We start from the raw sequence: 23,451 nt of genomic DNA, 5'->3' as shown, positions 1-23,451 counted from the left end.
GCAGACGGCGCGCCGTCTGCCCGGACCCGCCAAGGGCCTTAGCGGGTCGGAAAGAACGCCTCCGGGCTCCGCATGGCGTCCAGACCCCGCATCCGGCCGAGCCAACCCGCCATCGAAGGCGTCGGCATAACCCCCGCCGCATCGAGCCATTGTGCATAGCCCCAGACCGCGCAGTCGCCCACGCCCGGTCTGTCGCCGTGAAGGAAGGTAGTGTCACCGAGCAGCAGGTCGAACCGCCGGGCATCCGCGGCAAAACGCATGCGCAACCAGTCCAACACGTCGGGGGCGAAAACCTCACCGCCGGGCCTTTGCGCTTCCTTGAGCTGTGGCAGGCACATGCCGATGCGGTTCGCCTCCCAGATCACCAGTTCGCGCGCCCGCCGCATCCCTTCGGCGCTCTCGCCGCCGAGGCAGGCGAATCGGCCGGCGATCTCGAGCAGGATCGCCCCCGACTGAACATGCGCCGCCCCGTCGAGGATAAGGACCGGCACCTCTGCGGCGGGGTTGGCCGCGAGGAACGCGGCCGGGCGCGTCGCGGGGACGGCCCAGATGTCGACGCGGTGGACCCGGTGAGCGAGGCCTGCCAGCCCAAGCGCCAGCGCCACCTTGCAGGCATGTCCCGACTCTGGGTGACCGTAGAGTTCGACATCTGGCATGGTCCGGCTCCCACTGTGCCCGATTCGGGCCGTGATCTGTTGCACGACACGGAGCAGAGCCCACGCGCCGGGGCCAGCAGGAACTCTGTACCGACTTCATGAAAAAGGCGCCTGACGCGGATGCGGCAGACGCCTTGGACGAAGGGGGCACTGTTCTTGACCGTGCCACTTCGGTGGGGAGAGCCGGGATCATGTCCCGGCATCCGTTCCTTCTAATGTGGGCTGAGTCGCGCGATCTCTTCCTTCAGCATGAGCTTACGCTTCTTCATCTGAGCGATTTCGAAGTCGCTGGTGGCGGGCGCCCTTTGCGCCATCTCCACCTCCTGCGAGAGCGACTGGTGTTTCCTGCGCAGTTCTTCCAGATGCGATGTCAGGCTCATAGGCTGTCTCCTGTGTCTGGTTGCGACGAGTTCAGTCGAGCACGGTTTTACAATTCTGTCACCTGAGAGATGCGACGCATTCGTCCTTTTTGCACAGTATCGGCGAAATCTTGCGCCGCTAGTTGTGCTAGATGCGCAATTTTCCTCCATGACGGAAAATGACCTCTGCCTCCGGGGTGAAATCGCCTGCATCCGACAGGTGCCGCTCGCCCTCATGAAGCACCAATGGCGCGGCGAGTCGAAAGGCGGCCCGCCCGCTCTGGCGCGCGGTGACGATCACCCTCTCGGCGTCGCGTCCCTTGCGCGACACCAGCGGCTGCACCGCGAGGCCGCCCATGCGCCCATGCAGCGCCGCGACGATCTCGGGCAGGCGGTCGGCCTTCTGGATCAGGGTCAGCCGTCCCAACGGCGCGACCCGTCGCGCCATGGCGTCGATCCAAAGCGCCAGCGACCCGGGCGCGCCGAAAGCGGTCTCCTTAGCCGGGTCAGGGGCGGGGCGTGACCGGGCCCGATCGAAATAGGGCGGATTGGCGATGACGTGATCGAAACGGCGCGCCTTGATCTCGGGCGGCAGGGCGCGAAGGTCGGCGGTGTGGACCGTGACGCGGGCGTCGTTCAGCCCGGCATTGCGACGTGCCAGATCGGCATAGCCGGGTTGGATCTCCACCCCCCACAGATCGAGGCCCGGCACCCGCGCGGCAAGACAGAGCATCGCCGCCCCCGCGCCGCATCCAAGTTCGAGCACGCTCTGGCCCGGCTCGGCCTCGACCGAGGCGGCGAGCAGGACGGGGTCGGTGCCCGCCCGATAGCCGCGCCGAGGCTGCAACAGCGTCACCCGCCCGCCGAGAAAGGCGTCGCGGGTCAGGTCGTCATCGGCCCAGATCAATGTCATTGTCGCGCATCGCACGTTCGGCGGCGGCATGATCCGCGTCGCGCACCATCAGGCGGCGAGGCAGGATGCCGATCGATCCTTCGAGGATGCTCGTGTTTACGTCCCACTCGAAGCAGTCTATACCCTCGCCGTTCAGAAGGGCGGTGGCAAAGGCGAAGACCGTCGGGTCATTGCTGCGCAAAAGCTCTTTCATCCGCAACCTGCTAGGGCGTTTCGGCGCCCTTGTCGAGAAGACCGCCGCCCATGGATCTTGCCACTTCCACCGCCAAGCCGCACGATCGCCTCGCGCAGGCCCTTTCGGGCGACATGCAGGCCGTGAACGCGATGATCCGCGAGCGCATGGCCTCGGAGCACGCGCCGCGCATCCCGGAGGTGACGGCGCATCTGGTCGAGGCGGGCGGCAAGCGGCTGCGCCCGATGCTGACCCTCGCCGCGGCACGGCTATGCGGCTATGACGGACCTTACCACGTGCATCTTGCCGCGACGGTGGAGTTCATCCACACCGCGACATTGCTGCATGACGACGTGGTCGACGACAGCAAGCAGCGGCGCGGCCGTCCGACGGCGAACCTGCTGTGGGACAATACCTCATCGGTGCTGGTCGGCGACTATCTCTTCGCGCGCTCGTTCCAAGTGATGGTCGAGACCGGCTCGTTGCGGGTGCTGGGCATCCTCGCCAACGCCTCGGCCACCATCGCCGAGGGCGAGGTGCTGCAGCTCACGGCGGCGCGCAACCTCGCAACCACTGAGGCAACCTATCTGCGGGTGGTGCGCGGCAAGACCGCGGCGCTGTTCTCGGCGGCGACCGAGGTGGGCGGCATCATCGCCGGCGCGCCAGAGCCGCATGTCGCGGCGCTGCGCGCCTATGGCGACGCGCTCGGCATCGCCTTCCAGATCGTCGACGACCTGCTCGATTACGGCGGCACGGCGGCGATCGGCAAGGCGCTTGGCGACGACCTGCGCGAGGGCAAGCTGACGCTGCCGGTGATCCGGGCGCTGGCGCAGGCCGACGTCGACGAGCGCGCCTTCTGGGCCCGCACCATCGGCAAGGGCCGCGTCGAGGACGGCGATCTGGAGCAGGCGCAGGCGATCCTTTCGCGGCACGGCGCGTTGGAAAGCACGCGCCAGACCGCGCTCGACTGGGCCGAGCGGGCGCGCCAGAGCCTGCGCGAACTGCCGCGCCATCCCTTGGGCGACATGCTCGAGGATCTGGCGAGCTACGTGGTCGAACGGATCAGCTGAGCAGCGGCGCAGGCGCGACCCACCAGCCCATTTCCGACAGCTGGATCGCGCGGGCGACCTGCCGCGCGCGGCCCATGTCGCGGGTCAGGCCGATGCAGGTCGCGCCAGAGCCCGACATCAGCGCGAGATCGACGCCGGGCATGGCGCGCAGCCGCTTGAGTGCGCGGGCGATCTCCGGCGCGATCGCCTCGGCCGGAGCCTGCAGATCGTTGCGCTGGGTTCGGAGCCATTCGAGGAACCCCTCGTAATCGAGGCGGTCCGGCAGTTCCGCCATGCCCGGATTGTCCGAACGCTCCAGCTTGTCGAAGACCCGGCCCGTCGGCACCTCGACGCCGGGATTGACCAGCACCAGACCGCAGGAGGGCAGGGCGGGCACCGCCGTCAGGGTCTCGCCGATGCCGGTCATCCGAGTCGGCAGAGGCGCGTTCAGGCAGACCGGCACATCCGCGCCCAACTCCAGCACCTCGGCGTCGCCGGGGGCGAAATTCTCGACCCCCCAGACTGCGACAGCAGCCGCAGCGCCGCGGCCGCGTCGGAGGAGCCGCTGCCGATCCCGGCGGCATGGGGCAGTGTCTTGGTGAGCTTGATTCGCGCGCCCTGCGTGACGCCACGCGCCGCCTGCAGCGCCCGGGCCGCGCGCAGCACGGTGTTGCTCTCATCCACCGGCACGCCGGAAGAAAACGGCCCCGTTACCTCGAGCGTCAGATCTGTGGCGGGTAGGGCGGTGAGCTGATCTCCGACGCCGGCGAACGCCACGAGGCTGTCGAGCAGGTGATAGCCCCCCGCCCGAAGCCCGGTGACATGCAATGCGAAATTGATCTTGGCCGGGGCCAATCCCTTGTCGAGCGCCATGATCAGTCGCCCTGCGCGACCTGCCGGAGCGGCGTTCCACCCTCGTCGGTGATCACCGCGTCGAGTCCTTTTTCAAGCTTGGCACGGATCCGCTCGGCCTCATCCGGTGCGGGATCGAAGGACAAGGCGCGCTGCCACTGGAACCGCGCCTCGATGAACCGCCCCACCGCCCAGTAGCCGTCGCCCAGATGGTCGTTGACGATCGGGTCCACCGGCTCCAGCTCGGCGGCGCGTTCGAGATGTCCTACCGCCTCCTCGTAGCGGCCAAGCTTGAACTGGGCCCAGCCGAGGCTGTCGACGATGGCGCCGTTGGCAGGCTGGGCGCGCACCGCCCGCTCGATCATGTCGAGCGCCTCGTCCAGCGCTTCGCTCCGCTCGACCAGCGAATAGCCGAGGAAGTTGAGCACTTCGGCGCGGTCGGGATCGACCACGAGGGCGTCGCGGAAATCGGCCTCGGCTCCGGGCCAGTCGTTCTGTGCGTGCCGCGCGATGCCGCGCATGTAGTAGAGCCACCAGGCGGCGTTTTCCCCGGTGAGACGGATCGCCTCGCCATAGGCGGTCTCGGCGGCGGCATCCTCACCCTGTGCCCGGTGCAGATCACCGATCGCGATCCGCACGCCCGGCAGGTCGGGGGCCGTGCGCGTCAGCTGTTCGAGCACCTCGAGCGCGCGAGCCGGCTCACCGGACCGGCGCAGCACCTCGGCGCGGCCCAACTCGGCGGAGACATATGCGGGATCGTCCTTGGGCACGCGCGCATAGGCCGCCTGCGCCAGATCGAGCCGCCCGGTCTGTTCCAGAAGATTGGCCGTCGTCAGCAACCCCTCGACCCGGTCGGGGTCGAGCGCCAGCGCCGCGCGGGCGTAAAGCAGCGCGAAGGAGCCGGGCAGCTCGTCACCCAGAGCGCCCGCGACGGTGATGTAGAGATCCGCGAGGCCCTCGACGGCATTGGTGACGAAGCTCCATTCCGGCTGCGGCGTCGTCGCGATCCGGGCACGCAGCGCCTCGAGGATCGGATCACCCCGTCCGGCCTGATCGAGAAGCGCCAGCGCATCCTCGTGCCGGTCGAGCTGTTGCAAAATTTGCGCGTGGGCGGTGACGACCGGGCGGGTGACCGGCAGGCCGTTGCTCGGTGCGGCCCCAAAGATGTCGTCGGCGGCGGCGAAATCGCCCGCCACGGCCAAGGCCAGCGCCTTGTGATAGAGGCCGAAGCCGCGCAGGCCGGGGGTTTCGATCACCTCGTCGAAAGCCGAGAGCGCGAGGTCCATGCGACCCTCTCCGAGCCGGGCCCAAGCGCGGGTCAGCCCGTCGATCAGCGGCCCGACGCCGCGACCTTCCTCCAGAAGCGCGAAGATCATGTCCCAATCGCCGCGCCGGGCCGCGTCGATCTGCAGCACCATGTCGGCGATCTGGCTGCGCGTCTCGATCTCGCGCAGACGCTCGGCCAATGGAAGGGCTTCGTTGATTTCTCCAGTGGCGAGAAGCCCGGCGATCGCGCCTTCGAGCAGATCCGGATTGCGCGGATCTGCTCCGAGAGCGGTCTGAAACCAGTCGACGGCGGCCTCGTAATCCTGTGCGGCGGCGGCGGCGCGAGCGGCGAGATAAGGTCCCGCATCGGTCTGTCGGCTCTGTGCGGTTGCCGACACGGGGCCCAAATGGACCGCGACGAGTCCGGCCATAACGGCCAAGACCCGCAGGTTTCGAGTCACCATCGTTCTGCTCCTGCCGTTCCGGTCATCACATTGGCGGGCACGCTAGTGAACGCAACGTGATCGCGCAACTTGGGTTCCCGACGGCAGGCGGATATCCGCGATCACATATTTGGGTAGTTCGGCCCGTCACCGCCCTGCGGCACCGTCCAGACGATGTTCTGGCTGGGGTCCTTGATGTCGCAGGTCTTGCAGTGAACGCAGTTCTGGAAGTTGATCACGAATTCCGGCCCGTCATCCTTCTCGACCACCTCGTAGACCCCTGCCGGGCAGTAGCGCTGCGCCGGCTCGGCATAGACCGGCAGGTTGCGGTCGATGGGGATGCTCGGGTCCTTGAGCTTGAGATGGCAGGGCTGGCTTTCCTCGTGATTGGTTCCCGAGAAGCTGACGCTGGTCAGCCGGTCGAAGCTCAGCACGCCGTCGGGCTTGGGATAGACGATCTCGGCGTGATCCTTCGCCGGTTCCGTCGCCTCGGCGTCGGATTTTCCATGGCCCAGCGTGCCCAGAAGCGAGAAGCCCAAGGTGTTGGTCCACATGTCGAAGCCGCCCAGCGCCATTGAGGCGGTCAGCCCCCAGCGCGACCAGATCGGCTTCACGTTGCGCACCTTCTTGAGGTCTCGACCGATCGCGCCCTCGCGTACCGCCGCGTCATAGCTTTCGAGGACGTCACCCGTGCGGCCTGCGGACATCGCCTCATGGGCGGCCTCGGCGGCGTGGATGCCCGACAGCATGGCGTTGTGGTTGCCCTTGATGCGCGGCACGTTGACCATGCCCGCCGCGCAGCCCAGAAGCGCGCCGCCCGGGAAGGCGGTCTTCGGAAGCGACTGCCAGCCGCCCTCGGTGATCGCACGCGCGCCGTAGGCCACGCGTTTGCCACCCTTGAGCAGCTCGGCCACCATGGGATGGTGCTTGAAGCGCTGGAACTCCTGATAGGGGCGCAGATAAGGGTTGGCGTAGCCCAGATGCACAACGAAACCGACATAGACCTGATTGTTGTCGAGGTGGTAGATGAACGACCCGCCGCCCGCGTTCTTCTCGAGAGGCCAGCCCATGGTGTGCACGACGCGGCCTTCGGAATGCTTGGCCGGGTCGATCTCCCAGATCTCCTTCATGCCGAGGCCGTATTTCTGCGGCTCGCGGCCTTCCGAGAGGGCGAAGCGTTCGATCACCTGCTTGGACAGCGACCCGCGCACACCCTCGCCGAGGAAAACGTATTTGCCCAAAAGCTCCATGCCCGGCTCGTAGCCCGGCCCCGGCGTGCCGTCGGGGTTGCGGCCGAACTCACCCGCGACCACGCCCGCGACGCAGCCATCCTCGCCCCAGACGATCTCGGAGCACGACATGCCCGGGAACACCTCGACGCCCAGCTCCTCGGCCTTTTCGGCCATCCACCGACAGACATTGCCCAGCGAGACGATGTAGTTGCCATGGTTGTTCATCAGCGGCGGCATCGCGATGTTGGGGATGCGGACCGATCCGCCTTCGCCCAGCATGTAGAAGCGATCCTCGCGCACGGGCACGGTGATCGGCGCGCCCATCTCGCGCCAGTCGGGCAGCAGCCGGTCGAGGCCGCACGGGTCGAGAACGGCGCCCGACAGGATGTGGGCGCCGACCTCGGAGCCCTTCTCCAGCACCACCACCGAGATCTCGGGGTCGAGCTGCTTTAGGCGGATCGCCGCCGAGAGGCCCGCCGGCCCCGCGCCGACGATCACCACGTCGTATTCCATCGCCTCGCGCTCGGGCTTGTCCTGAATCTGGCTCGCGGTGTCGGTCATGTCGGATCCCTGCTGGCTCTCCTGCTCCGGACCAATGGCTATCGCATGCGCCGCGCACGCACAATTGCGACCCCGCGCCACGCTCCCCGAAGCGGCCCTGACGACGATTGCCCGCGCGCCGACGCGATCGCGCATTGCCTCGCGGCGGCGCGGGCGCTCGGGGGCGGGCTTGACTTCGGGCCGCCCCACGGGGTTAGAACGTCCGGTGTTGCACGGCCCCGCACGGGGGAAAGGCTAGAGAATATGGAAAAGATCCCGCTGACGCGCGCCGGTTTCACCAAGATCGACGCGGAGCTCAAGCACCTGAAATCGGTCGAGCGCCCGGCGATCATCGCGGCGATTTCGGAGGCGCGCGCGCATGGCGACCTCTCGGAGAACGCCGAGTATCATTCCGCCAAGGAAAAGCAGAGCTTCATCGAGGGCCGGATCAAGGAACTCGAGGGGGTGATCGGCCTTGCCGACGTGATCGACCCGTCGAAGATGAAGGGCTCCATCAAGTTCGGGGCCACGGTCAAGCTCGTCGACGAGGACACCGACGAGGAAAAGACCTATCAGATCGTCGGCGAATACGAGGCCGACATCGAGGCGGGACGTCTCAACATCAAGTCGCCGCTGGCGCGCGCGTTGATCGGCAAGGATGAAGGCGACAGCGTCGAGGTGCGCACGCCGGGTGGCGAGAAGTCCTACGAGATCCTGAGCGTCAGCTATTCTTGAGGCCGCAGGCGCGGCAAGGGCGGACGGCATGAGCGACGATTCCGACATCATCCCGGAGGTCCCCGAGGCCCGGCCGGAGCCCGCTGGCGCGCCGTGGGAGCTGATGGGCCGGGCCGAGCGTATCGCCGCCGGGGCGAGCCTCGGCTGGGCGGTGATCGCGGGGCTGGCCATGGCGCTTGGCGGCCAATCGCTGGTGGGGCCGGTGCTGGTCGTCGTGGTGCCGGTGGCGCTGATCTGGATCGGGCTGTTCGCGAGCCACGCATCGCGCAGCGCGCGCGAGGAATCGCACCGCCTCAGGGCCGAGATCCAGACCTTGCAGCGCAGCCTGCGCACGCAGGCGCGCGGCGGCGGCCTGCCCGCCGAGCTTGACCGCCGCCTCGCGGGGATCGAACGCGCCGCGCGGCAGACCGAAACGGCGCTGGCGGGGTTCGGTGTGATGCGCCCCGAGCCTGCGCCCGAAGCCGAGGCCGAGGTGCGCGAGCCCACCCCCGCACCGCCGCCGCCCATGCTGGGCCGGGCCGAGATGGCGCGGGCGCTGAACTTTCCCGACAGCGATCAGGATCTCGAAGGCTTCGCCGCCCTGCGCGCGGCGCTGCGCGACACCCGCGCGCGCCAGCTCATCCAGGCGAGCCAGGACGTGCTGACGCTTCTGAGCCAGGACGGCATCTACATGGACGATCTCGCGCCGCCGCCCGCGCCGGCGGAGGCCTGGCGCGCGCTGGCGCGCGGCGAGAGAGGGGAGCCGCTCGCTCCGCTGGCGATCGGGCTCGACGCCGACGGCATGGCCGAGGTCGCGGCGGCGCGGATGGGCGAGGACACGATCTTTCGCGACACGTCGCAGCATTTCCTGCGGCTGTTCGACCGGATGCTCGACGACTATTGCGACGGCGCGCAGGACGAGGAGATCGCGCTTCTGGCCGAGACCCGCACCGGGCGCGCCTTCCGGCTGCTCGGGGCGGCGGCAGGCAACTTTTCCTAAAGGATCAGCCGAGGCGACGGATCATCGTCGTCGCCGCGCGAAACCCGAAGACGATGCGCAGCACCCCGAGCGGCCGACGGCCCACGGCACGAAAGCCGCGCCGCTCGTAGAGCGCGCGGGCGCGCAGGTTCTCGTCGATCACCTCCAGCCGGATCTCGCGGTAGCCGCCGGAACGTGCCTCCTGCGCCAGCGCCTCGATCAGCCGCGAGCCGACGCCGCGCCCGCGCGCTTCGGGTGCCACGAAGATCCCGTCGATAAGAAAGCGGCGGTTGTCCACGTCACTGTCGAGCAGCGCCAGCAGCCCGCCGCGCCACGCCGCGCCCAAAATGCCGTAGGCCGCGCGCATCTCACGCCGCCCGCCCAGGACCAGCGCCCCGCGCGCGGTCTTGAACCCGGCCACCCCGAGCAGCGTGCCATCGGCGCGCGCGCGCAAAGTGCATGGGCCGGATCGAGAGCGGCCGCGATGAAGCGCTGCGCGTGGGGGCGCGGCCCAAGAACCCGACCGAGTTTGGCTCCGAACGCTTCCCAGTAGAGCGCCGCGATCTGCGCGCGTTCGCTCTCCGAGAAGCCATGGGAGATCTTCACCCCACCGCTCCGGGCGGATCGAAATCGGCGGGAGTATTGAGATTGGCGAAGGGGTCAGGAGACCCGGCCGGAAATTCTGCCCGCGCCGCACCTTGCGACAGCGCCCAGTCGCCGATCCGCCGCGCCCCGGCCGCAAGATCGGTAGCGAGCGTTGCGCGCAGCCGTACCGGCCAGAGCCCGCAGACCGGATGCAGCCGACCACCGGAGGCGGCCACGGCGAAGCCCTCCGTGGCCTCGCCCGCGAGGATCAGTCTCGGCACGAGATCGCCCGGCAGCCAAGGCGTGTCGCCGGGCACGGTGATCACCCAAGGCGCGCCGCCCGCTTCGGCCCAGCCCATCGCCGCCAGCACCCCGGCCAGCGGACCGGGGTGGCCCGGCACCGGGTCCGGCACGACCTCGATGCCGAACCGCGCGAATCGGGCCGGATCGCCATTGGCGTTGAGCGCGATGGCAGGAAGCTGCGGCGCCATCCGGTCGATGACATGCGAAAGAAGCGGCCGGCCCGCGAAGGGCACAAGGCCCTTGTCGCCGCCGCCCATCCGGCGCGACAGCCCGCCCGCGAGGATCATCCCCGGTGGCGCATCGAAGGGATCGGGCATCGGTTCGGCTCCCGCCGGGTTCGGGTCTCGCATGGCGCCCGCCGTCGCGGCAGGGCCTCAGCCTTCCAGTTGACGCGCAACGGCGCGGCTGGCGTCGCGCAGGCTGTCGCTGTCGTTCTCATTGTGCTCTGTCGTCACCACGCCGGGCAGCGTGCCGAACCGGGCCATCAGCTTGTCGGGAAACCATGTCGTCCCGAGGCCTCGAAGCCGGGCAGCTGCCCCAGAAGCCGCGAGGTGGCGCGGGTGCAGTAGGCCTGCGCCGTGGGGCCCGCCGCCAGTGCCAGCCGCAGCGCCGTCTCGGCGGTGGCGGCGCGCACTTCGAGATATTGCTCAACCGTCACGTAGGAGGCGCGCGAGTGATAGGAGACGTAGCTCGCCACCACCTGCGGGGTCATCCCGAACAGCACGTCGTTGCGCTCGGGGATCGACGGGTGGGCATAGCTTCCGGCCGGATCGAACAGCACCCTTTGGCTGGCATTGATCAACAGCGCGGTATGCGCGCCGTTGCCGGTGCCGAGGTTGTTGACCGTGAACAGCGTGAGGGCAGGCGGACCTTCATGCCGATAGCGGGCCCGAAGCACGTCGGCTTCCGGCGCCCAGACAGCTTCGCCGCTGCCGCAGCCTGCCAGCGCCAGCGGCGCGGCCATGAGAAACGCGCGCCGCTGCATATGATCAGGCGTTGACCAGAGCGAGCAGGATCAGGGCGACGATGATCGCGATCACCGCGCGGATCGTCAACTTGACGAAGCCCTCATAGGTTCTTTCCTGATCGGTGATGTCCATGGTTCCGGGAACATGGTGGTGCTGATCGTCGGCCATCTGGGGCTCCTCGCATCTGGCGTATCGGGCCGGGAGTTAGCCCGAATCCCGCCCCTTGTCACGATGTCTCGGGCGCGGCATCGGGTCCCTGTGGCGTCATCTCCTCCCCGCTCTCGATTTCGTCCTCCTCCAGCTCCCGCGCAAGCTGGAAGCCGATGCGTTCGGGCGGCGTTTCGGGGCGCGGCCGGGGCAGGGCGCGCAAGATCACCGAAAGCTGGGTGACGTGCTGGATCAGCTGCGTCTTGGCCCCGCTTGGGTCAGTGCCATAGAAGGTCACGATGTCGGGATCGAAATAGCCCATGCCCTGAATGCGCAGCACGCCCGAATGCCCGCCGGTCATCGCCATCGCGACCTCCTCGCCCGGCGCAAGCCCGTCCTCGAAGCGCTTGATGTAGTGGATCAGCCGCTCATAGGCCCAGCGCGCCGGGCTCTTGCCCTGCGCGGGTTTGCGCAGCGCGGGCGGCAGCACCTGCGCGTCGGTCTGCGCGCCTTCGCCCGCATGGACCTCGCGCAGCCGGGGCAGGGCCTCGGCCTCCAGCGCCTCGGCGGCGGTGGCGATGATGTCGTCGGCCATGACAGTCCTTTCCTCTGGGCGGAAGCCGTAGGGTGGCACGCCCGCGCCCCGCGTCAAGCGGCGGCGAGTTGCACGGGGCCTCCCGACGCGTCATATACGCACCGACGCGCAACCGCAGGGGCCTTCGCATGACCATCTATCTCGAATTCGAAAAGCCGCTCGCCGAGATCGAGGGCCAGGCCGAGGAACTGCGGGCTCTGGCGCGGCGCAGCCCCGAGATGGATGTCGAGAAGGAGGCCGCGGCGCTCGACCGCAAGGGCCACGACATGCTGGTCCAGCTTTATGGCAACCTGACGCCCTGGCGGAAATGCCAGGTCGCGCGCCATCCCGAGCGGCCGCATTGCAAGGATTACATCGAGCGCCTCTTCACCGAGTACACGCCGCTCGCGGGCGATCGCAACTTTGCCGACGATCATTCGGTGATGGGCGGTCTGGCGCGCCTCGACGGCCGCCCGGTGGTGGTGATCGGCCACGAGAAGGGTCATGACACCAAGAGCCGGATCGAGCGCAATTTCGGCATGGCCCGCCCCGAGGGCTATCGCAAGGCGATCCGCCTGATGGACCTCGCGCATCGCTTCGGCCTGCCGGTGGTGACGCTCGTGGACACGCCCGGCGCCTATCCCGGCAAGGGTGCCGAGGAGCGCGGCCAGTCCGAGGCGATCGCACGCTCGACCGAGAAATGCCTGCAACTCGAGGTGCCGCTGGTCTCCGTGATCATCGGCGAGGGCGGCTCTGGTGGCGCGGTGGCCTTCGCCACGGCCAACCGCGTGGCGATGCTGGAGCATTCGATCTACTCGGTGATCTCGCCCGAGGGCTGCGCCTCGATCCTGTGGAAGGACGCCGAGAAGATGCGCGAGGCCGCCGAGGCGCTGCGCCTGACCGCGCAGGAGCTCAAGGAGCTGGGCGTCTGCGACCGGATCGTCGCCGAGCCGCTGGGCGGCGCGCATCGCGACGTGGACTCGGCGATCGACGCCGTGGGCCGCGAGATCGGCAAGATGCTCGATGAGCTCAAGGGCATGGACGGCAAGGCGATCCGCGCCGACCGCCGCAAGAAATACCTCGATCTCGGCTCCAAGGGGCTGGCGGCCTGAGGCACGCCGCCTAGCGCAAGAACGCCCGAGGCCCGGCCGGAACGCCGGGCCTTACCACATGGTCGTCTTCGCCCGCTCCGGCCACTCGGTGTCATAGGCCGCGCCGTCGAACCCCGCCTTGGCCTCGGCCACCAGCTCGCCGACGCTGGGCAGCGCGCCGCTCTCGTCGCCGCGGGTCCACAGACCCGCGCGCAGCACCGCGCGGGCGCATTGCGGATAGACCTCGTTCACCGTCACCACGATCACCGAACGCGGATGCGTGTCGCCTTGGGCAAAGCGCCCGGTGATCGCGTCGTCGCAGCTTAGCACGGCGCGGCCATTGACGCGCATGACGCTGGTGGCGCCGGGGACGAGGAACATCAGGCTTACCCGGCCGTCGCGGATGATGTTGCGCAGCGAATCCATACGGTTGTTGCCGCGCCAGTCGGGCAGCAGCAGCGTCTGGCTGTCCATGATCTGCACCACCGGGCCGTCGTCGCCGCGCGGGCTGGCGTCGGTGCCTTCGGGGCCCACGGTGCTGAGGATGCAGAACCGCGACGCGGCGATCCATGCCGACTGGCCCGGTGTCAGCCGGTCGGTCACCTTGTCGAGGGCGGCCCCCGAGGGCTTGCGCTCGTAAAGGGCTTCGAGTGCCTCGATGCTTTCGACGATGCGCATCATGCCTCCTTCACCGAGAGGGGAAACCCGGCCTCGGCCATGAGCGCGTTCGAGCGCGGCTCGATCACGGCCTCGAGCTGCTTCATGAATGCGGAGGGCGGCAGTCCCGGCGGGATCTCGGGCAGGAACTCGATGATGGCGGTGCCGGGGCGGCGCAGCACACCGCGCCGGGGCCAGAACAGGCCGACATTGCAGGCCACCGGTACGCAGGGCTGGCCCAGCTCGCGGTAGATGGCGGCGGTGCCCGTCTTGTAGGGCGCGTCGACCCCCGGCAGCACGCGGGTGCCCTGCGGGTAGATGATGAGCTGGCCCGGATCGGCGCGGCCCGCGCGCACCTCGGCCATCATCTGCTTCATCGCGGCGCCACGGCGGCCCCGGTCGACCGGCACGCAGCCCATGCGCAGCGCAATCTGGCCCAGCACCGGCGTGTAGACCAGCTCCTTCTTCATGATGAAGCGCCCGCGCGGCACCGCGCCGTAGATCAGGATGATGTCGAGAAAGCTCTGATGTTTCGCGGCGATCATCACCTCGCCCGTGGGCGGCGTGCCGCGCACCTCGCAGCGCAGCCCGACGAGCACCCGCGCCAGCCAGACGACGAAACGGCACCACAGATGCGCCGCCGCCACCGCGCCGTCGCGGCTCCGGATCGCCCAAGGGGTATAGGCCAGCCCGATCGGCAGCATCGCGGCATAGATCAGGCCGTTGAACAGCAGGCTGCGCAGCCAGCGCCAGCCATAAGCCAGCCCGCTCATGACTGACGCTCCAGCATGCGGCGGGCGGCACCGCGCGTGGCGGCGAAGGCCACGGCGGCGGTCAGCGGCGGGATCAGCACGAGCCAGAGCCAGTCGCCCCCCGAAAAACCGATGCCGGTCAGGAAGCTGTCGCCGCCTTGCGCGCCGCCGGGAAGCAGTGCCACCAGCACTGCACCCAGAAGCGTGCCCACCGCCGCACCCGACAGGGCGCGCAGGGTGAAGCGACGCACGAAGGCGCGTGCGATGTAGCTGTCGCGCGCGCCGACCAGCCGCAGAACCCGGATCACCTGCGCGTTGGCCGAGAGCGCCGATTGCGCCGCCAGCGTGATCATCGCCGCCGTCGAGGCGCCGATCAGCATGATCGCGAGCGCCCCGAGGCCCCGCAGCTTGCCGGCGGCGGCGACAAGCGGTTCGCGCCAGCGGGTATGATCGTCGAGCACGGCGCCTGGCACCTCGGCCTGCAGCCGGGCGCGCAGCCCGGTGGCGTCATAGCCGCCGCCCTGTTCGTTGATCTCGATCAGCTGGGGGATCGGCAGCGCGCCGAGCGGCAGGTCCGGTCCGAACCATGGGGTGAGCAAGGCCTGTTCCTCTTCCTGGGTGAGTGCCCGGGCCGAGGCGATGCCCGGCGTGGTGCGCAGCACCTCGAGCGCCGCGGCGGTCTGCGCGGCCATCTGTTCGGCCGGGGCCGAGATCCTGAGCGTCGAGCTTTGCGCCAGATCGTCGGACCAGCGCGCGGCGAGCCGCGCGCTCGCCAGAGACAGCGACAGCGCGAAGACCGCCAGCAGCGCCATGGCGGCGGCGGTGAACAGCGTCAGCCGCGCGGTGAAACCGGTGGGCGGTACGCTGCGATCGGCCTGCACGTCACCTGCCAGAAACGACAGCGCGGTCCAGAACGCGCGCTTCACAGTTCGGCCCCCGCAGCGAGAAGCTGGCGATCCTTGAGCCTGAGCGTGCGCACCGCGACCTGCGCCTTGGCGGCGCGGATCAGGTTCATGTCATGCGTGGCGACCAGCACCGCCTTGCCCATGCGATTGAGTTCGACCAGAAGCGCCAGCAGGCGTTGCGACATCTCCCAGTCGATGTTGCCGGTGGGCTCGTCGGCGATGATCACCTCGGGCGACATGATCACGGCCCGCGCCAGCGCCGCGCGCTGCCGCTCGCCGCCTGAAAGCTCGGGCGGACGGCGGTTCGCATGGCGCGTCAGCCCGACCCAACCGAGCAGATCGGGCAGGTAGGCCTCGGCCTCGTGGTGGCGTCCCGCGACGGTGAGTGGCAGCGCCACGTTGTCGCGCAACGGAAGATGGTCGAGGAACTGACAATCCTGATGCACCACGCCGATGCGGCGGCGGTTGAGCGCCAGCGCGTCGCGCGCCATGCCCGTCGTGGCCTCATCCCACAGCGCGACCTCGCCCGAGGTGGGCACCAGATCGCCGTAGCACAGCTTCAGGAGCGTCGTCTTGCCCGCGCCGGAGGGCCCGGTGAGGAAGTGGAACGACCCCGGCGCAAGCGAGAGCGACAGGCCGGAGAACAACTCTCCGCCGCCATAACTATAGGCCACGTCCCGAAGCTCGATCACCTGCTGCCCCCTGTTGCGTCCCCCTTCTGCCCGACCGGGGCCGGGGTTGCAATTGCAGCGCTGCATCAGCCGCGCCGCCTGCGCATCGCGCGTTCTTGGCGCGACGGCGGCGGGCCGCTAGGTTGGCCCGGCAGTGGCCCTGCCCGGGCGCGAGGGGATGAGACGGATGCGATTGACCTGCCCGAATTGCGGAGCCCAGTACGAGGTGGCCCGCGACGCCGTCCCGACCGAGGGGCGCGACGTGCAGTGCTCGAATTGCGGGCTCACATGGCTCGCCACACCACAGCCCGAGAGCGAGGCCGATACCGGGGCCGCCGCACCCTCGCCTCGCAGCACGATCACCCCGGAGATCGCCGAGATCCTGCGTGCCGAGGCCGAGCGCGAGGCCGCGGCGCGCCGCCGGGAAGGGGCCGCGGAGCCGGAATCCGCGGAAGCCGCTGCCGATGCGCCCAGCGTGCCGTTCGAACCGGATCGAGAAACCGATACGGAACAAGACGATCCAGCGGCGGTCATGGAGGCCGAAGCGGGGCGGGATCTTCGCGAGGCGGGGGAACTGCCCGATGAAGATGACGAGGATGACCCGCAGGCCGAGGCTCCTCATATCGCCGAAGGGACGAAGGAGGGCGCGCCGGACAATTTCGACCGGCATCTGGATGAGGTCACCGAGGCTCTGCGCGCGTCTGACGCCCCCGACGACGCGACGCCCCCGGAGGCCGAGCCACGCTTCGACCCCTTCGACGAGGCGGAGGACGAAGAGGAGATCGACTTTGCCGCGGTCCTGTCGGCAAGCGCGTCTGCGGCCCCCGTTCCATCGCGCATCGACAGCCGCGATCTATGGGAGGAAGACGACGAGATCGACCTGACGCAAATCGCCCACGAGGACCTGCCCGATCCCACGCCCGCCGCATCCCGCCCGGACGAAGCGCAGGAGCGCGACGCCGAAGGTGCGGATGTCGGGGACAAGGATGATGACATCGGCGAGGGCGACGCGCCGGCCGATCCTGTCCCGGACGACTTGACGGAGCAGGGGGAGCCCGGCCTCCGCGATGAGCCGGTCGTGGTTCGAGGCGAAGCCCTGGGCGGGCCGGATGAGGATGACGAGGACTCCGAGCACGGCTTTGCGCGCGAGCGCGGGTATGAGCACGAGTTCGACGACGAAGACGGGTACGAAGACGCGGGGGACGAGGACGACCGGGCGAACGAGGAGGAAGAGGATCTCGCCGATCCGACCCTGATGGCCAGCCTCTCCGCCGAAGATCTGGAAGAGGTCGGCGTGTCGGACCCCCATCGCCCGGACCTGCCTTTGCAGGGTGACGTTGCGCATGGGGCTTTCGATGACGAGGATCGCGAGAATCACGGCGATCTCGCTGATACGACGGAGGCGCCCACGCCCCCAGCTCCGGTTACCGCGCATGAGACCGCGCGGGAGCGCGCAAGCATGGCCGCCGCCTCGACCGGGGCGGTGACGCGGCGCGACCTGCTGCCCGACATCGAGGAGATCAACTCCAGCCTGCGCAGCACCGCGATGCGAAGCGGTCCGCCCCGGTCGACCGAAAATACCGACGTGCAGCGCGGTCGCGGGTTCCGGCTGGGGTTCGGCACGGTGCTGCTGATCGCAGTGGGTCTGGCGCTGATCTATGGCCATGCCGGGCGCATCGGCGCTGCGCTGCCGCCGCTCGAAGGCCCGCTCGAAAGCTATGCCATGGCGGTCGACGGGTTGCGCGGCCGGCTCGACACGTGGCTGCGCGGCCTGCTCGACACGATCGGCTAAGGCACGCCGGGTCGAGGCGTGTGCGATCAGAACAGGTCGAGCAGCCGTTCGAGGTAATCGCGCTCGGCCTGCGAGCGTTCGCGCTCGGCGGCGCGGCGGCGGATCTCGCCCAGAAGCTCCTCGGCCCGGCGGGCCGGATCGGTCCCGTCGAGCATGTCCTCCTGGGAGCCGACGCCGCCGCGGTCGGCGGTGTCACGGCCCAGCGGGTCGCGGCCGCCCGCGCCGTCGCCCGGCTGCGCGCCCTGTCCCGGCTGATCCGGTGTCTCGCTGTCGCCGCGGGCCAGCGCCTCGCCCAGTTCGCGCGCCGCGCCGCGCAGCGCCTCGGTGGCCTCGGCCTGCCGGTCGATTGCGCGGGCCAGATCGTCGGCACGCAGCGCCTCCTCGGCCTCGTCCATGGCGCGGCCCGCCCGGTCGAGCGCCGCGCCCGCCCGTTCGCCCGCCTCGCCACCAAGCCGCGGCAAAGCCCCGCGCTGGCGCGCCAGCTCGTCGCGCAGTGCCTGCTGGCGGTCCGCGAGGCTGCCCTTGCCGCCGGGCTGCTGGTTCTGGCCTTCACCGGGTTGGCCCTGGCCGGGCTGTCCTTGACCAGGTTGACCCGGCGGCTGACCGGATTGCTGCCCCGGTTGCCCCTGACCCTGCTGTTGCCCCGGATCACGGCCGTTGAAGCGGTCCTGCAGCTGGCGGAAGGCCTCGTCCGACAACTCCTGCTGGTCACGCAAGCTGTCCTGAAGCTCCTGCATCGAACGCTGGCCCGGCGTCGGCGGGCCCGAGCCGCCTTCGCCCTGTGCGACCTGCAGGTTCTCCATCATCCGGTTGAGCTGCTCCATCAGCTCCGCCGCCTCGGCCATGCGGCCCTCTTCCATCAGCTCCTGGATCCGGTCCATCAGCGCTTGCAGCTCGTCCTGCGTGACCTGCATGCTCTCGCCTTGGCTGGCCTGCGGCTCGTCGGTGCCGTCCTCGGGGGGCTGCGCGTTCTGGGCCAGCATGGCGAGGTAATCTTCGGTCGCGGCGCGCAGCTCGTCCATCAGCTCGGCGATCTCGTCGGCGCTGGCCCCGTCGCGCATCGCCTGCGCCAGACGTTCCTGCGCGCGCTGCAGGCGCGCCCGGGCATCCGCCAGCGTGCCGTCCTCGAGCTGCACGGCGAGATCCCACAGCGCCTGCGCGATCTCCTCCTGCGTCTCGGCCGACAGACCCTCGGGTGCCCGGTGGGCCCGGTCGAGACGGCGCAGTGCCACGCGCAGCCGCAGATAGGTGGCGCGGTCGGGAAACACCTCGTCGGGGCGATGCGACACGGCGCGCAGCAGGTCGACGACGCGGCCCGCATTGGCGCGCGACCACAAGAGATCGCGCCGCTGCTCGGCCACGGCGCGGGCCACCGGCTGAAAGAAGCGGCGACCGGGCAGGGTGGTCGGATAGGGCTCCGACGCGCCGGTCTGGCCTGCCGCGTCGGTCACATCGAGGGTGATCCGCACGGGCAGGTTGGCGAAGGGATGCTCAGAGAAATCGCCCGTGAGGATTTCCTCGAATTCGGCGCGGTCGCCAGTATAGGGCATCGGCAGATCGACGGTCAGCGCGGGGCGTGGGTCCGGGGCGGTGCTCAGCCCGTGGCGGCGCTCGACCCCTTGGGCGTCGAGCGTGATCGTGGCGCTGCCCGAGACGACGCCATGATCGTCGTTCGCCCGGAAAGGTAGAGTCATCTGCCCCAGCCCGGCGGTCTCGACCGGGCCCGCGACCGAGACCCGCGGCGTCGCGTCGGGGATCGCGCGAAGCTGCCACTCCGCGCCGCCCGGTCCGTTGACACGGATCTCTCCGTCGCGTGCCACAACAAAGCTCTGGGCCGGGTCGGAGGCGGCCGGAACCTCGCCGGTGCGCCCCGAGACGGTCTCGGACAGGGTCAGCGCCCCGACCTGCCCGTAAAGCCGCAAGGTGATGGTGCTGCCCACCGGGACCGCGAGCGGTCCGGGTGGCTGGTCGGGCAGGTAGAGCACCGGCTGGCCGGTATGGGCGGGCGGTTCGATCCAGCCTTCCCAGACCGGGCCCTGCGCCAAGGCATCACCGCCGCCCGGGGTAAGGCTGCCGACGCTGCCCAGCCGCCAGACCGAGCCGAACAGCAGCGCCACCACGAGAAACAGCAGCGCGATATAGCGCAGGCCGAAGGGATCGCGCGCGGCGAGGCGCAGATCCGGGCGGGCGGCGGGCGCGTCTTCGCTGCGCGCGCGCATCCGCGCCAGATGCGCGGCCCAAAGCGCCTCCGCGCCCACATCGCCGCGCCCGGTCGCCTGCGCATCGGTCAGGGCCGAGACCGGGCGGCCCGGCAAGCTGCGGTCGAGCCGGTCGATGGCGGCGGCGCGCGAGGGCCAGCGAAACCGCCATAGCCCCCAGCCCAGCCCCCCGAGCGCGCCCAAGATCGCCAGCACCCCCCAGCCCCAGAACGCCTCGACCGGCAGCCGATCCTGCCAGCCCGCGATCAGCGGCGCCAGCGCGAGGGCGATCACCGTCCAGAGCGGCCAGAAGGCGCGCAGCAGGCGTTCGGCAACCATCCCGGCGCGGGTGAGCGCGACGGGGCGTTTCAGATGCGACAGGGGATCGCGTGTCTCGGTCAGGGTGCCGGTGCTCCGTGTGGCGCGTCGAGGCGCGGTGGGTCCGTCTCCATCATAGCCATTCGGGAATGCTATCGCGCGCGATCATTTCCTCATAGCTCGGACGGCGGCGAATAACCGCGAATTGATCGCCCTGCACCAGCACCTCGGGCACCAGCGGTCGGGCGTTGTATTCGCTCGCCATGGCCGAGCCGTAGGCCCCGGCGGAGCGGAACGCCACCAGATCGCCTTCGCCCACAGGTGGCAGCTCGCGGCCCCGCGCGAAGGTGTCGCCGGTCTCGCAGACGGGGCCGACGATGTCCCATGGCCTGGTCTCGGCCCCGGCCTCGGGTTCGATCACCGGCACGATGTCGTGATGCGCCTCGTACATCGCGGGGCGGATGAGGTCGTTCATCGCGGCGTCGAGAATGAGAAAATCGCGGCCTTCGCCGGACTTGGCATAGGTGACACGGCTCACCAAAAGGCCCGCGTTCCCCGCCACGAGGCGCCCCGGCTCGATCTCGATCTCGCAACCCAGATGCCCGACGGTGCGCCGGATCAGTGCGCCATAATCGAAGGGCAGCGGCGGCGCCTCGTTCACTCGCTCGTAGGGGATGCCGAGGCCACCGCCGAGATCGAGGCGGCGGATGTCATGCCCGTCGGCGCGCAGCGTTTCGGTCAGCTCGGCCACCTTGGTGAAGGCCGCCTCGAAGGGCGCGAGCTCGGTCAGTTGGCTGCCGATATGCACGTCGATGCCGATCACCTCGATGCCCGGCAGCTTTGCTGCCATGGCATAGACCTCGCGGGCGCGGGCGATCGGGATGCCGAACTTGTTCTCGGATTTGCCGGTGGCGATCTTGGCGTGGGTTTTCGCATCGACGTCGGGGTTCACGCGGATGGTGATGGGCGCGGTCCGGCCCAGCGCGCTGGCCACGTCCGAGAGCGCCAGAAGCTCGGGCTCGCTCTCGACGTTGAACTGGCGGATGCCGCCCTCCAGCGCCATGCGCATCTCGTCGCGGGTCTTGCCGACGCCCGAGAACACGATGCGCTCGCCCGGCACGCCGGCGGCACGGGCGCGGGCGTATTCGCCGCCCGAGACGATGTCCATCCCGGCCCCGGCCTCGCCCAGAAGCTTGAGCACCGCGACATTGCCGAGCGACTTGACCGCGAAGCACACCAGATGCGGCATCCCGTCGAGCGCGTCCTCGAAGAGCTTCAGGTGCCGCAGCAGGGTGGCCGAGGAATAGACATAGACCGGCGTGCCGACCGAGGCCGCGATCTCGGAAATGGCGACGTCCTCGGCCATGAGCTGGCCGTTGCGATAGAGGAAATGGTCCAAGGTCTCGGCTCCGCTGGAATGGGTCCGCCGCGTCTTAGCAGATCGTGCCGCGATCCCAAGCCCCGCGATGGAGCCGGATCAGAGCGGCCGGGTGCGCAGGAACAGGTAGAGCGGCAGGCCGCAGCCCACGCCGATCAGCAGCGTCGCCGGGATCGCCAGCAGCGCTTCCCAGTTGCGGCGTACGCGCACCTCCGACAGGACCCACAGGACGAGCGCCACGGCGGCGATGGTCGCGTCCCACAGCAGCCCCGTGGTGGCCGGGTTAGCCCGCCACGCGGAAAAGAGCCCGGACAGGGAGTAGCCGTTCTGAGCGACCCAGACGATGAACCAGCGCAGCGGGTGCAGCGCGCCCCAGACCGCCAGCGCCAGCCAGACCCACCTCACGGCGCGACCCCGAGGCGACGGCCGGTGTCGGTCTCGCCATACTCCAGCACCGCGCCCGGTGCCTCGGGCGCGCCGCCCGCGCCGCAGCCCGCCAGCAGCGCCAGCGCCAGAAGCGCCAGCCTCACTTCAGCGCGTCCCGCCAGCGCGCGATCTGGGCGCGGACATTGGCGGGTGCGGTGCCGCCATAGGCGGTGCGCGAGGCGACCGAGTTCTCGACTGTCAGCACGCCGAACACCTCATCGGTGATGCCGTCATGCACGGCCTTCATGTCATCGAGCGTGAGGTCGGGAAGGTCGCAGCCCTTTTCCTCGGCCCGCGCCACCAGCGATCCGGTGACGTGATGCGCGTCGCGGAAGGGCAGGCCCAGCGCCCGCACCAGCCAGTCGGCGAGGTCGGTGGCGGTGGAAAAGCCCGAGGCCGCGGCGGCGCGCAGATTGTCGGGCTGCGCGGTCATGTCGGCGATCATCCCGGTCATCGCGGCGAGCGACAGCATCAGGTTGTCGGCGGCGTCGAAGACCTGCTCCTTGTCCTCCTGCATGTCCTTGCCATAGGCGAGCGGCAGCCCCTTCATCACCGTGAGCAGCGCGACATTGGCGCCGAGGATGCGGCCGATCTTGGCGCGGATCAACTCGGCGGCGTCGGGGTTGCGCTTTTGCGGCATGATCGAGGAGCCGGTGGACCAGCGGTCGGACATGGCGACGAAGCGGAACTGCGCCGAGGACCAGATCACCAGCTCCTCGGCGAGGCGCGACAGGTGCATGGCGCAGATCGTCGCCGAGGACAGGAATTCGAGCGCGAAGTCGCGGTCCGACACGGCATCGAGGCTGTTGGCCATGGGCCGGTCGAAGCCGAGCGCCTGCGCCGTCGCCTCGCGGTCGATCGGAAAGGAGGTCCCGGCGAGAGCCGCAGCCCCGAGGGGGCTTTCGTTCATCAGCGCGCGCGCATTGGCGAAACGGGTTCGATCGCGGCCGAACATCTCGACATAAGCCATCATGTGATGGCCCCAGGTGACGGGCTGCGCGGTCTGCAGATGGGTGAAGCCGGGCATCACCCAATCGGCCCCGGCCTCGGCCTGTCCGAGCAGCGCCTCGATCAGCGCGGTGAGCGCGTCCTGCGCGGTGTCGCATTGATCGCGCACCCAGAGCCGCAGGTCGGTCGCGACCTGATCGTTGCGCGACCGCGCCGTGTGCAGGCGCCCCGCAGGCTCGCCGATCAACTGCTTGAGCCGCGCCTCGACATTCATGTGGATGTCCTCGAGCGCGGTCGAGAATTCGAAACTGCCGGCTTCGATCTCTGACAAGACCGTGAGAAGGCCTTCCCTGATCGTTTCCGCATCCTTAGGCTCGATGATGCCCTGCGCCGCGAGCATCGCGGCATGGGCCCGGGATCCTTCGATGTCCTGCGGCGCAAGACGCCGGTCGTAGCCGATCGAGGCGTTGATCGCCTCCATGATCGCGTCCGGCCCGGCGGCGAAACGGCCGCCCCACATCGCGTTGGAGCTCTCGGTCATTCTATCGTCCTTGAAGGAAGTC

25 protein-coding genes and 1 pseudogene are annotated in these 23,451 nt (G+C 69.5%); 5 read left to right on the top strand and 21 right to left on the bottom strand.

Annotated elements, in window-relative coordinates; genetic code table 11:
* Nucleotides 1–38 precede the first annotated feature (38 nt).
* The 4 genes from MBELCI_RS07945 to MBELCI_RS07935 all read right to left on the bottom strand — a co-directional run bounded on the left by MBELCI_RS07945 (nucleotide 39) and on the right by MBELCI_RS07935 (nucleotide 2,121).
* The gene (locus MBELCI_RS07945) at nucleotides 39–656 is read right to left on the bottom strand and encodes a glutathione S-transferase family protein (RefSeq protein WP_045319858.1); all 618 of its coding nucleotides are present in this window, start codon (nucleotides 654–656) and stop codon (nucleotides 39–41) included.
* Nucleotides 657–868: 212 nt separating this feature from the next.
* Complete coding sequence (locus MBELCI_RS19835) at nucleotides 869–1,036, bottom strand: YdcH family protein (protein WP_021693674.1); 168 nt, start codon at nucleotides 1,034–1,036, stop codon at nucleotides 869–871.
* A gap of 127 nt (nucleotides 1,037–1,163) precedes the next feature.
* Nucleotides 1,164–1,928, bottom strand: coding sequence for a tRNA1(Val) (adenine(37)-N6)-methyltransferase (locus tag MBELCI_RS07940; RefSeq protein ID WP_200861258.1), 765 nt, complete (start codon nucleotides 1,926–1,928; stop codon nucleotides 1,164–1,166).
* On the bottom strand, nucleotides 1,906–2,121 hold the full coding sequence (locus tag MBELCI_RS07935) for a putative signal transducing protein (protein WP_045319857.1): 216 nt from the start codon (nucleotides 2,119–2,121) through the stop codon (nucleotides 1,906–1,908). Before MBELCI_RS07935 ends, MBELCI_RS07940 begins: the two co-directional genes overlap by 23 nt.
* Before the next feature lie 50 nt (nucleotides 2,122–2,171).
* On the opposite strand from MBELCI_RS07935, the gene MBELCI_RS07930 reads away from it, so the two are divergent.
* On the top strand, nucleotides 2,172–3,170 hold the full coding sequence (locus tag MBELCI_RS07930; RefSeq protein ID WP_045319856.1) for a polyprenyl synthetase family protein: 999 nt from the start codon (nucleotides 2,172–2,174) through the stop codon (nucleotides 3,168–3,170).
* Here MBELCI_RS07930 and MBELCI_RS22925 read toward each other — a convergent pair.
* The 3 genes and pseudogenes from MBELCI_RS22925 to MBELCI_RS07915 form a co-directional block, all read right to left on the bottom strand.
* Nucleotides 3,163–4,022, bottom strand: a pseudogene (locus MBELCI_RS22925) (4-(cytidine 5'-diphospho)-2-C-methyl-D-erythritol kinase). The gene MBELCI_RS07930 and the pseudogene MBELCI_RS22925 sit on opposite strands and share 8 nt — an antisense overlap.
* Before the next feature lie 2 nt (nucleotides 4,023–4,024).
* Nucleotides 4,025–5,731 carry a tetratricopeptide repeat protein gene (locus MBELCI_RS07920; protein ID WP_045319855.1) on the bottom strand — a complete coding sequence of 569 codons (1,707 nt, stop codon included), beginning with the start codon at nucleotides 5,729–5,731 and terminating at the stop codon, nucleotides 4,025–4,027.
* A 101-nt stretch (nucleotides 5,732–5,832) separates the two neighbouring features.
* A complete protein-coding gene (locus MBELCI_RS07915; protein WP_045319854.1) occupies nucleotides 5,833–7,503 on the bottom strand; it encodes an electron transfer flavoprotein-ubiquinone oxidoreductase in 1,671 nt (556 codons plus the stop codon).
* A 243-nt stretch (nucleotides 7,504–7,746) separates the two neighbouring features.
* On the opposite strand from MBELCI_RS07915, the gene greA reads away from it, so the two are divergent.
* Nucleotides 7,747–8,217, top strand: coding sequence for a transcription elongation factor GreA (gene greA / locus MBELCI_RS07910; RefSeq protein WP_021693667.1), 471 nt, complete (start codon nucleotides 7,747–7,749; stop codon nucleotides 8,215–8,217).
* 28 nt (nucleotides 8,218–8,245) lie between these two features.
* A complete protein-coding gene (locus tag MBELCI_RS07905) occupies nucleotides 8,246–9,196 on the top strand; it encodes a hypothetical protein (protein WP_021693666.1) in 951 nt (316 codons plus the stop codon).
* A 4-nt stretch (nucleotides 9,197–9,200) separates the two neighbouring features.
* Here the strand turns inward: MBELCI_RS07905 and MBELCI_RS07900 are convergent, their stop codons facing one another.
* The 5 genes from MBELCI_RS07900 to MBELCI_RS07885 form a co-directional block, all read right to left on the bottom strand.
* Nucleotides 9,201–9,629 carry a GNAT family N-acetyltransferase gene (locus MBELCI_RS07900; protein ID WP_439645922.1) on the bottom strand — a complete coding sequence of 143 codons (429 nt, stop codon included), beginning with the start codon at nucleotides 9,627–9,629 and terminating at the stop codon, nucleotides 9,201–9,203.
* A 148-nt stretch (nucleotides 9,630–9,777) separates the two neighbouring features.
* Nucleotides 9,778–10,380: a molybdenum cofactor guanylyltransferase MobA gene (gene mobA / locus MBELCI_RS07895; RefSeq protein WP_021693664.1), complete on the bottom strand. Its 603-nt coding sequence runs from the start codon at nucleotides 10,378–10,380 to the stop codon at nucleotides 9,778–9,780.
* Between the two features lie 167 nt (nucleotides 10,381–10,547).
* Nucleotides 10,548–11,048, bottom strand: a complete 501-nt coding sequence (locus MBELCI_RS07890; protein WP_369385399.1) for a hypothetical protein — start codon at nucleotides 11,046–11,048, stop codon at nucleotides 10,548–10,550.
* 4 nt (nucleotides 11,049–11,052) lie between these two features.
* Complete coding sequence (locus MBELCI_RS19825; protein WP_021693662.1) at nucleotides 11,053–11,199, bottom strand: aa3-type cytochrome c oxidase subunit IV; 147 nt, start codon at nucleotides 11,197–11,199, stop codon at nucleotides 11,053–11,055.
* A gap of 58 nt (nucleotides 11,200–11,257) precedes the next feature.
* A complete protein-coding gene (locus MBELCI_RS07885) occupies nucleotides 11,258–11,773 on the bottom strand; it encodes a hypothetical protein (RefSeq protein WP_021693661.1) in 516 nt (171 codons plus the stop codon).
* 128 nt (nucleotides 11,774–11,901) lie between these two features.
* On the opposite strand from MBELCI_RS07885, the gene MBELCI_RS07880 reads away from it, so the two are divergent.
* Entirely contained in the window at nucleotides 11,902–12,864 is a 963-nt protein-coding gene (locus MBELCI_RS07880; protein WP_021693660.1) for an acetyl-CoA carboxylase carboxyltransferase subunit alpha, read from the top strand.
* A 51-nt stretch (nucleotides 12,865–12,915) separates the two neighbouring features.
* Here the strand turns inward: MBELCI_RS07880 and MBELCI_RS07875 are convergent, their stop codons facing one another.
* Genes MBELCI_RS07875 through MBELCI_RS07860 form a run of 4 tightly spaced genes read right to left on the bottom strand, consistent with a single transcriptional unit; the run spans nucleotide 12,916 to nucleotide 15,849 of the window.
* Nucleotides 12,916–13,521: a pyridoxamine 5'-phosphate oxidase family protein gene (locus MBELCI_RS07875; protein ID WP_021693659.1), complete on the bottom strand. Its 606-nt coding sequence runs from the start codon at nucleotides 13,519–13,521 to the stop codon at nucleotides 12,916–12,918.
* A complete protein-coding gene (locus MBELCI_RS07870; RefSeq protein ID WP_021693658.1) occupies nucleotides 13,521–14,273 on the bottom strand; it encodes a lysophospholipid acyltransferase family protein in 753 nt (250 codons plus the stop codon). Before MBELCI_RS07870 ends, MBELCI_RS07875 begins: the two co-directional genes overlap by 1 nt.
* Nucleotides 14,270–15,178, bottom strand: coding sequence for a cell division protein FtsX (locus MBELCI_RS07865; protein ID WP_021693657.1), 909 nt, complete (start codon nucleotides 15,176–15,178; stop codon nucleotides 14,270–14,272). The genes MBELCI_RS07870 and MBELCI_RS07865 overlap by 4 nt, the downstream gene beginning before the upstream one ends.
* On the bottom strand, nucleotides 15,175–15,849 hold the full coding sequence (locus MBELCI_RS07860; protein ID WP_021693656.1) for a cell division ATP-binding protein FtsE: 675 nt from the start codon (nucleotides 15,847–15,849) through the stop codon (nucleotides 15,175–15,177). The genes MBELCI_RS07865 and MBELCI_RS07860 overlap by 4 nt, the downstream gene beginning before the upstream one ends.
* 166 nt (nucleotides 15,850–16,015) lie before the next feature.
* Between MBELCI_RS07860 and MBELCI_RS19260 the strand changes: the two genes are divergently transcribed.
* Nucleotides 16,016–17,620, top strand: a complete 1,605-nt coding sequence (locus tag MBELCI_RS19260; RefSeq protein ID WP_021693655.1) for a zinc-ribbon domain-containing protein — start codon at nucleotides 16,016–16,018, stop codon at nucleotides 17,618–17,620.
* A 26-nt stretch (nucleotides 17,621–17,646) separates the two neighbouring features.
* Here the strand turns inward: MBELCI_RS19260 and MBELCI_RS07850 are convergent, their stop codons facing one another.
* The 5 genes from MBELCI_RS07850 to argH form a co-directional block, all read right to left on the bottom strand.
* The gene (locus MBELCI_RS07850) at nucleotides 17,647–20,199 is read right to left on the bottom strand and encodes a TIGR02302 family protein (protein ID WP_081698507.1); all 2,553 of its coding nucleotides are present in this window, start codon (nucleotides 20,197–20,199) and stop codon (nucleotides 17,647–17,649) included.
* A 70-nt stretch (nucleotides 20,200–20,269) separates the two neighbouring features.
* The gene (gene lysA, locus MBELCI_RS07845) at nucleotides 20,270–21,535 is read right to left on the bottom strand and encodes a diaminopimelate decarboxylase (RefSeq protein WP_021693653.1); all 1,266 of its coding nucleotides are present in this window, start codon (nucleotides 21,533–21,535) and stop codon (nucleotides 20,270–20,272) included.
* A 78-nt stretch (nucleotides 21,536–21,613) separates the two neighbouring features.
* The gene (locus MBELCI_RS07840; protein WP_021693652.1) at nucleotides 21,614–21,919 is read right to left on the bottom strand and encodes a DUF2834 domain-containing protein; all 306 of its coding nucleotides are present in this window, start codon (nucleotides 21,917–21,919) and stop codon (nucleotides 21,614–21,616) included.
* Nucleotides 21,916–22,044: a hypothetical protein gene (locus MBELCI_RS22270; RefSeq protein ID WP_021693651.1), complete on the bottom strand. Its 129-nt coding sequence runs from the start codon at nucleotides 22,042–22,044 to the stop codon at nucleotides 21,916–21,918. The genes MBELCI_RS07840 and MBELCI_RS22270 overlap by 4 nt, the downstream gene beginning before the upstream one ends.
* Complete coding sequence (gene argH, locus MBELCI_RS07835) at nucleotides 22,041–23,429, bottom strand: argininosuccinate lyase (RefSeq protein WP_021693650.1); 1,389 nt, start codon at nucleotides 23,427–23,429, stop codon at nucleotides 22,041–22,043. Before argH ends, MBELCI_RS22270 begins: the two co-directional genes overlap by 4 nt.
* Between the last annotated feature and the right edge of the window lie 22 nt (nucleotides 23,430–23,451).

Origin of the sequence: Limimaricola cinnabarinus LL-001 (assembly GCF_000466965.1) — a bacterium.
Classification (GTDB): domain Bacteria; phylum Pseudomonadota; class Alphaproteobacteria; order Rhodobacterales; family Rhodobacteraceae; genus Limimaricola; species Limimaricola cinnabarinus.
The sequence above is the reverse complement of the archived record's forward strand: the minus strand, read 5'-3'. Positions and strand labels throughout refer to the sequence as shown.

Coding starts and splice junctions, on each gene's coding strand:
- MBELCI_RS07940 (WP_200861258.1), bottom strand. CDS start 1,928: ATGACATTGATCTGGGCCGATGACGACCTGACCCGCGACGCCTTTCTC.
- argH (WP_021693650.1), bottom strand. CDS start 23,429: ATGACCGAGAGCTCCAACGCGATGTGGGGCGGCCGTTTCGCCGCCGGG.
- MBELCI_RS19825 (WP_021693662.1), bottom strand. CDS start 11,199: ATGGCCGACGATCAGCACCACCATGTTCCCGGAACCATGGACATCACC.
- mobA (WP_021693664.1), bottom strand. CDS start 10,380: ATGCCCGATCCCTTCGATGCGCCACCGGGGATGATCCTCGCGGGCGGG.
- MBELCI_RS07870 (WP_021693658.1), bottom strand. CDS start 14,273: ATGAGCGGGCTGGCTTATGGCTGGCGCTGGCTGCGCAGCCTGCTGTTC.
- MBELCI_RS19835 (WP_021693674.1), bottom strand. CDS start 1,036: ATGAGCCTGACATCGCATCTGGAAGAACTGCGCAGGAAACACCAGTCG.
- MBELCI_RS07930 (WP_045319856.1), top strand. CDS start 2,172: ATGGATCTTGCCACTTCCACCGCCAAGCCGCACGATCGCCTCGCGCAG.
- MBELCI_RS07890 (WP_369385399.1), bottom strand. CDS start 11,048: ATGCAGCGGCGCGCGTTTCTCATGGCCGCGCCGCTGGCGCTGGCAGGC.
- greA (WP_021693667.1), top strand. CDS start 7,747: ATGGAAAAGATCCCGCTGACGCGCGCCGGTTTCACCAAGATCGACGCG.
- MBELCI_RS07905 (WP_021693666.1), top strand. CDS start 8,246: ATGAGCGACGATTCCGACATCATCCCGGAGGTCCCCGAGGCCCGGCCG.
- MBELCI_RS07920 (WP_045319855.1), bottom strand. CDS start 5,731: ATGGTGACTCGAAACCTGCGGGTCTTGGCCGTTATGGCCGGACTCGTC.
- MBELCI_RS07880 (WP_021693660.1), top strand. CDS start 11,902: ATGACCATCTATCTCGAATTCGAAAAGCCGCTCGCCGAGATCGAGGGC.
- MBELCI_RS07885 (WP_021693661.1), bottom strand. CDS start 11,773: ATGGCCGACGACATCATCGCCACCGCCGCCGAGGCGCTGGAGGCCGAG.
- MBELCI_RS07935 (WP_045319857.1), bottom strand. CDS start 2,121: ATGAAAGAGCTTTTGCGCAGCAATGACCCGACGGTCTTCGCCTTTGCC.
- MBELCI_RS07875 (WP_021693659.1), bottom strand. CDS start 13,521: ATGCGCATCGTCGAAAGCATCGAGGCACTCGAAGCCCTTTACGAGCGC.
- MBELCI_RS07945 (WP_045319858.1), bottom strand. CDS start 656: ATGCCAGATGTCGAACTCTACGGTCACCCAGAGTCGGGACATGCCTGC.
- MBELCI_RS07915 (WP_045319854.1), bottom strand. CDS start 7,503: ATGACCGACACCGCGAGCCAGATTCAGGACAAGCCCGAGCGCGAGGCG.
- MBELCI_RS19260 (WP_021693655.1), top strand. CDS start 16,016: ATGCGATTGACCTGCCCGAATTGCGGAGCCCAGTACGAGGTGGCCCGC.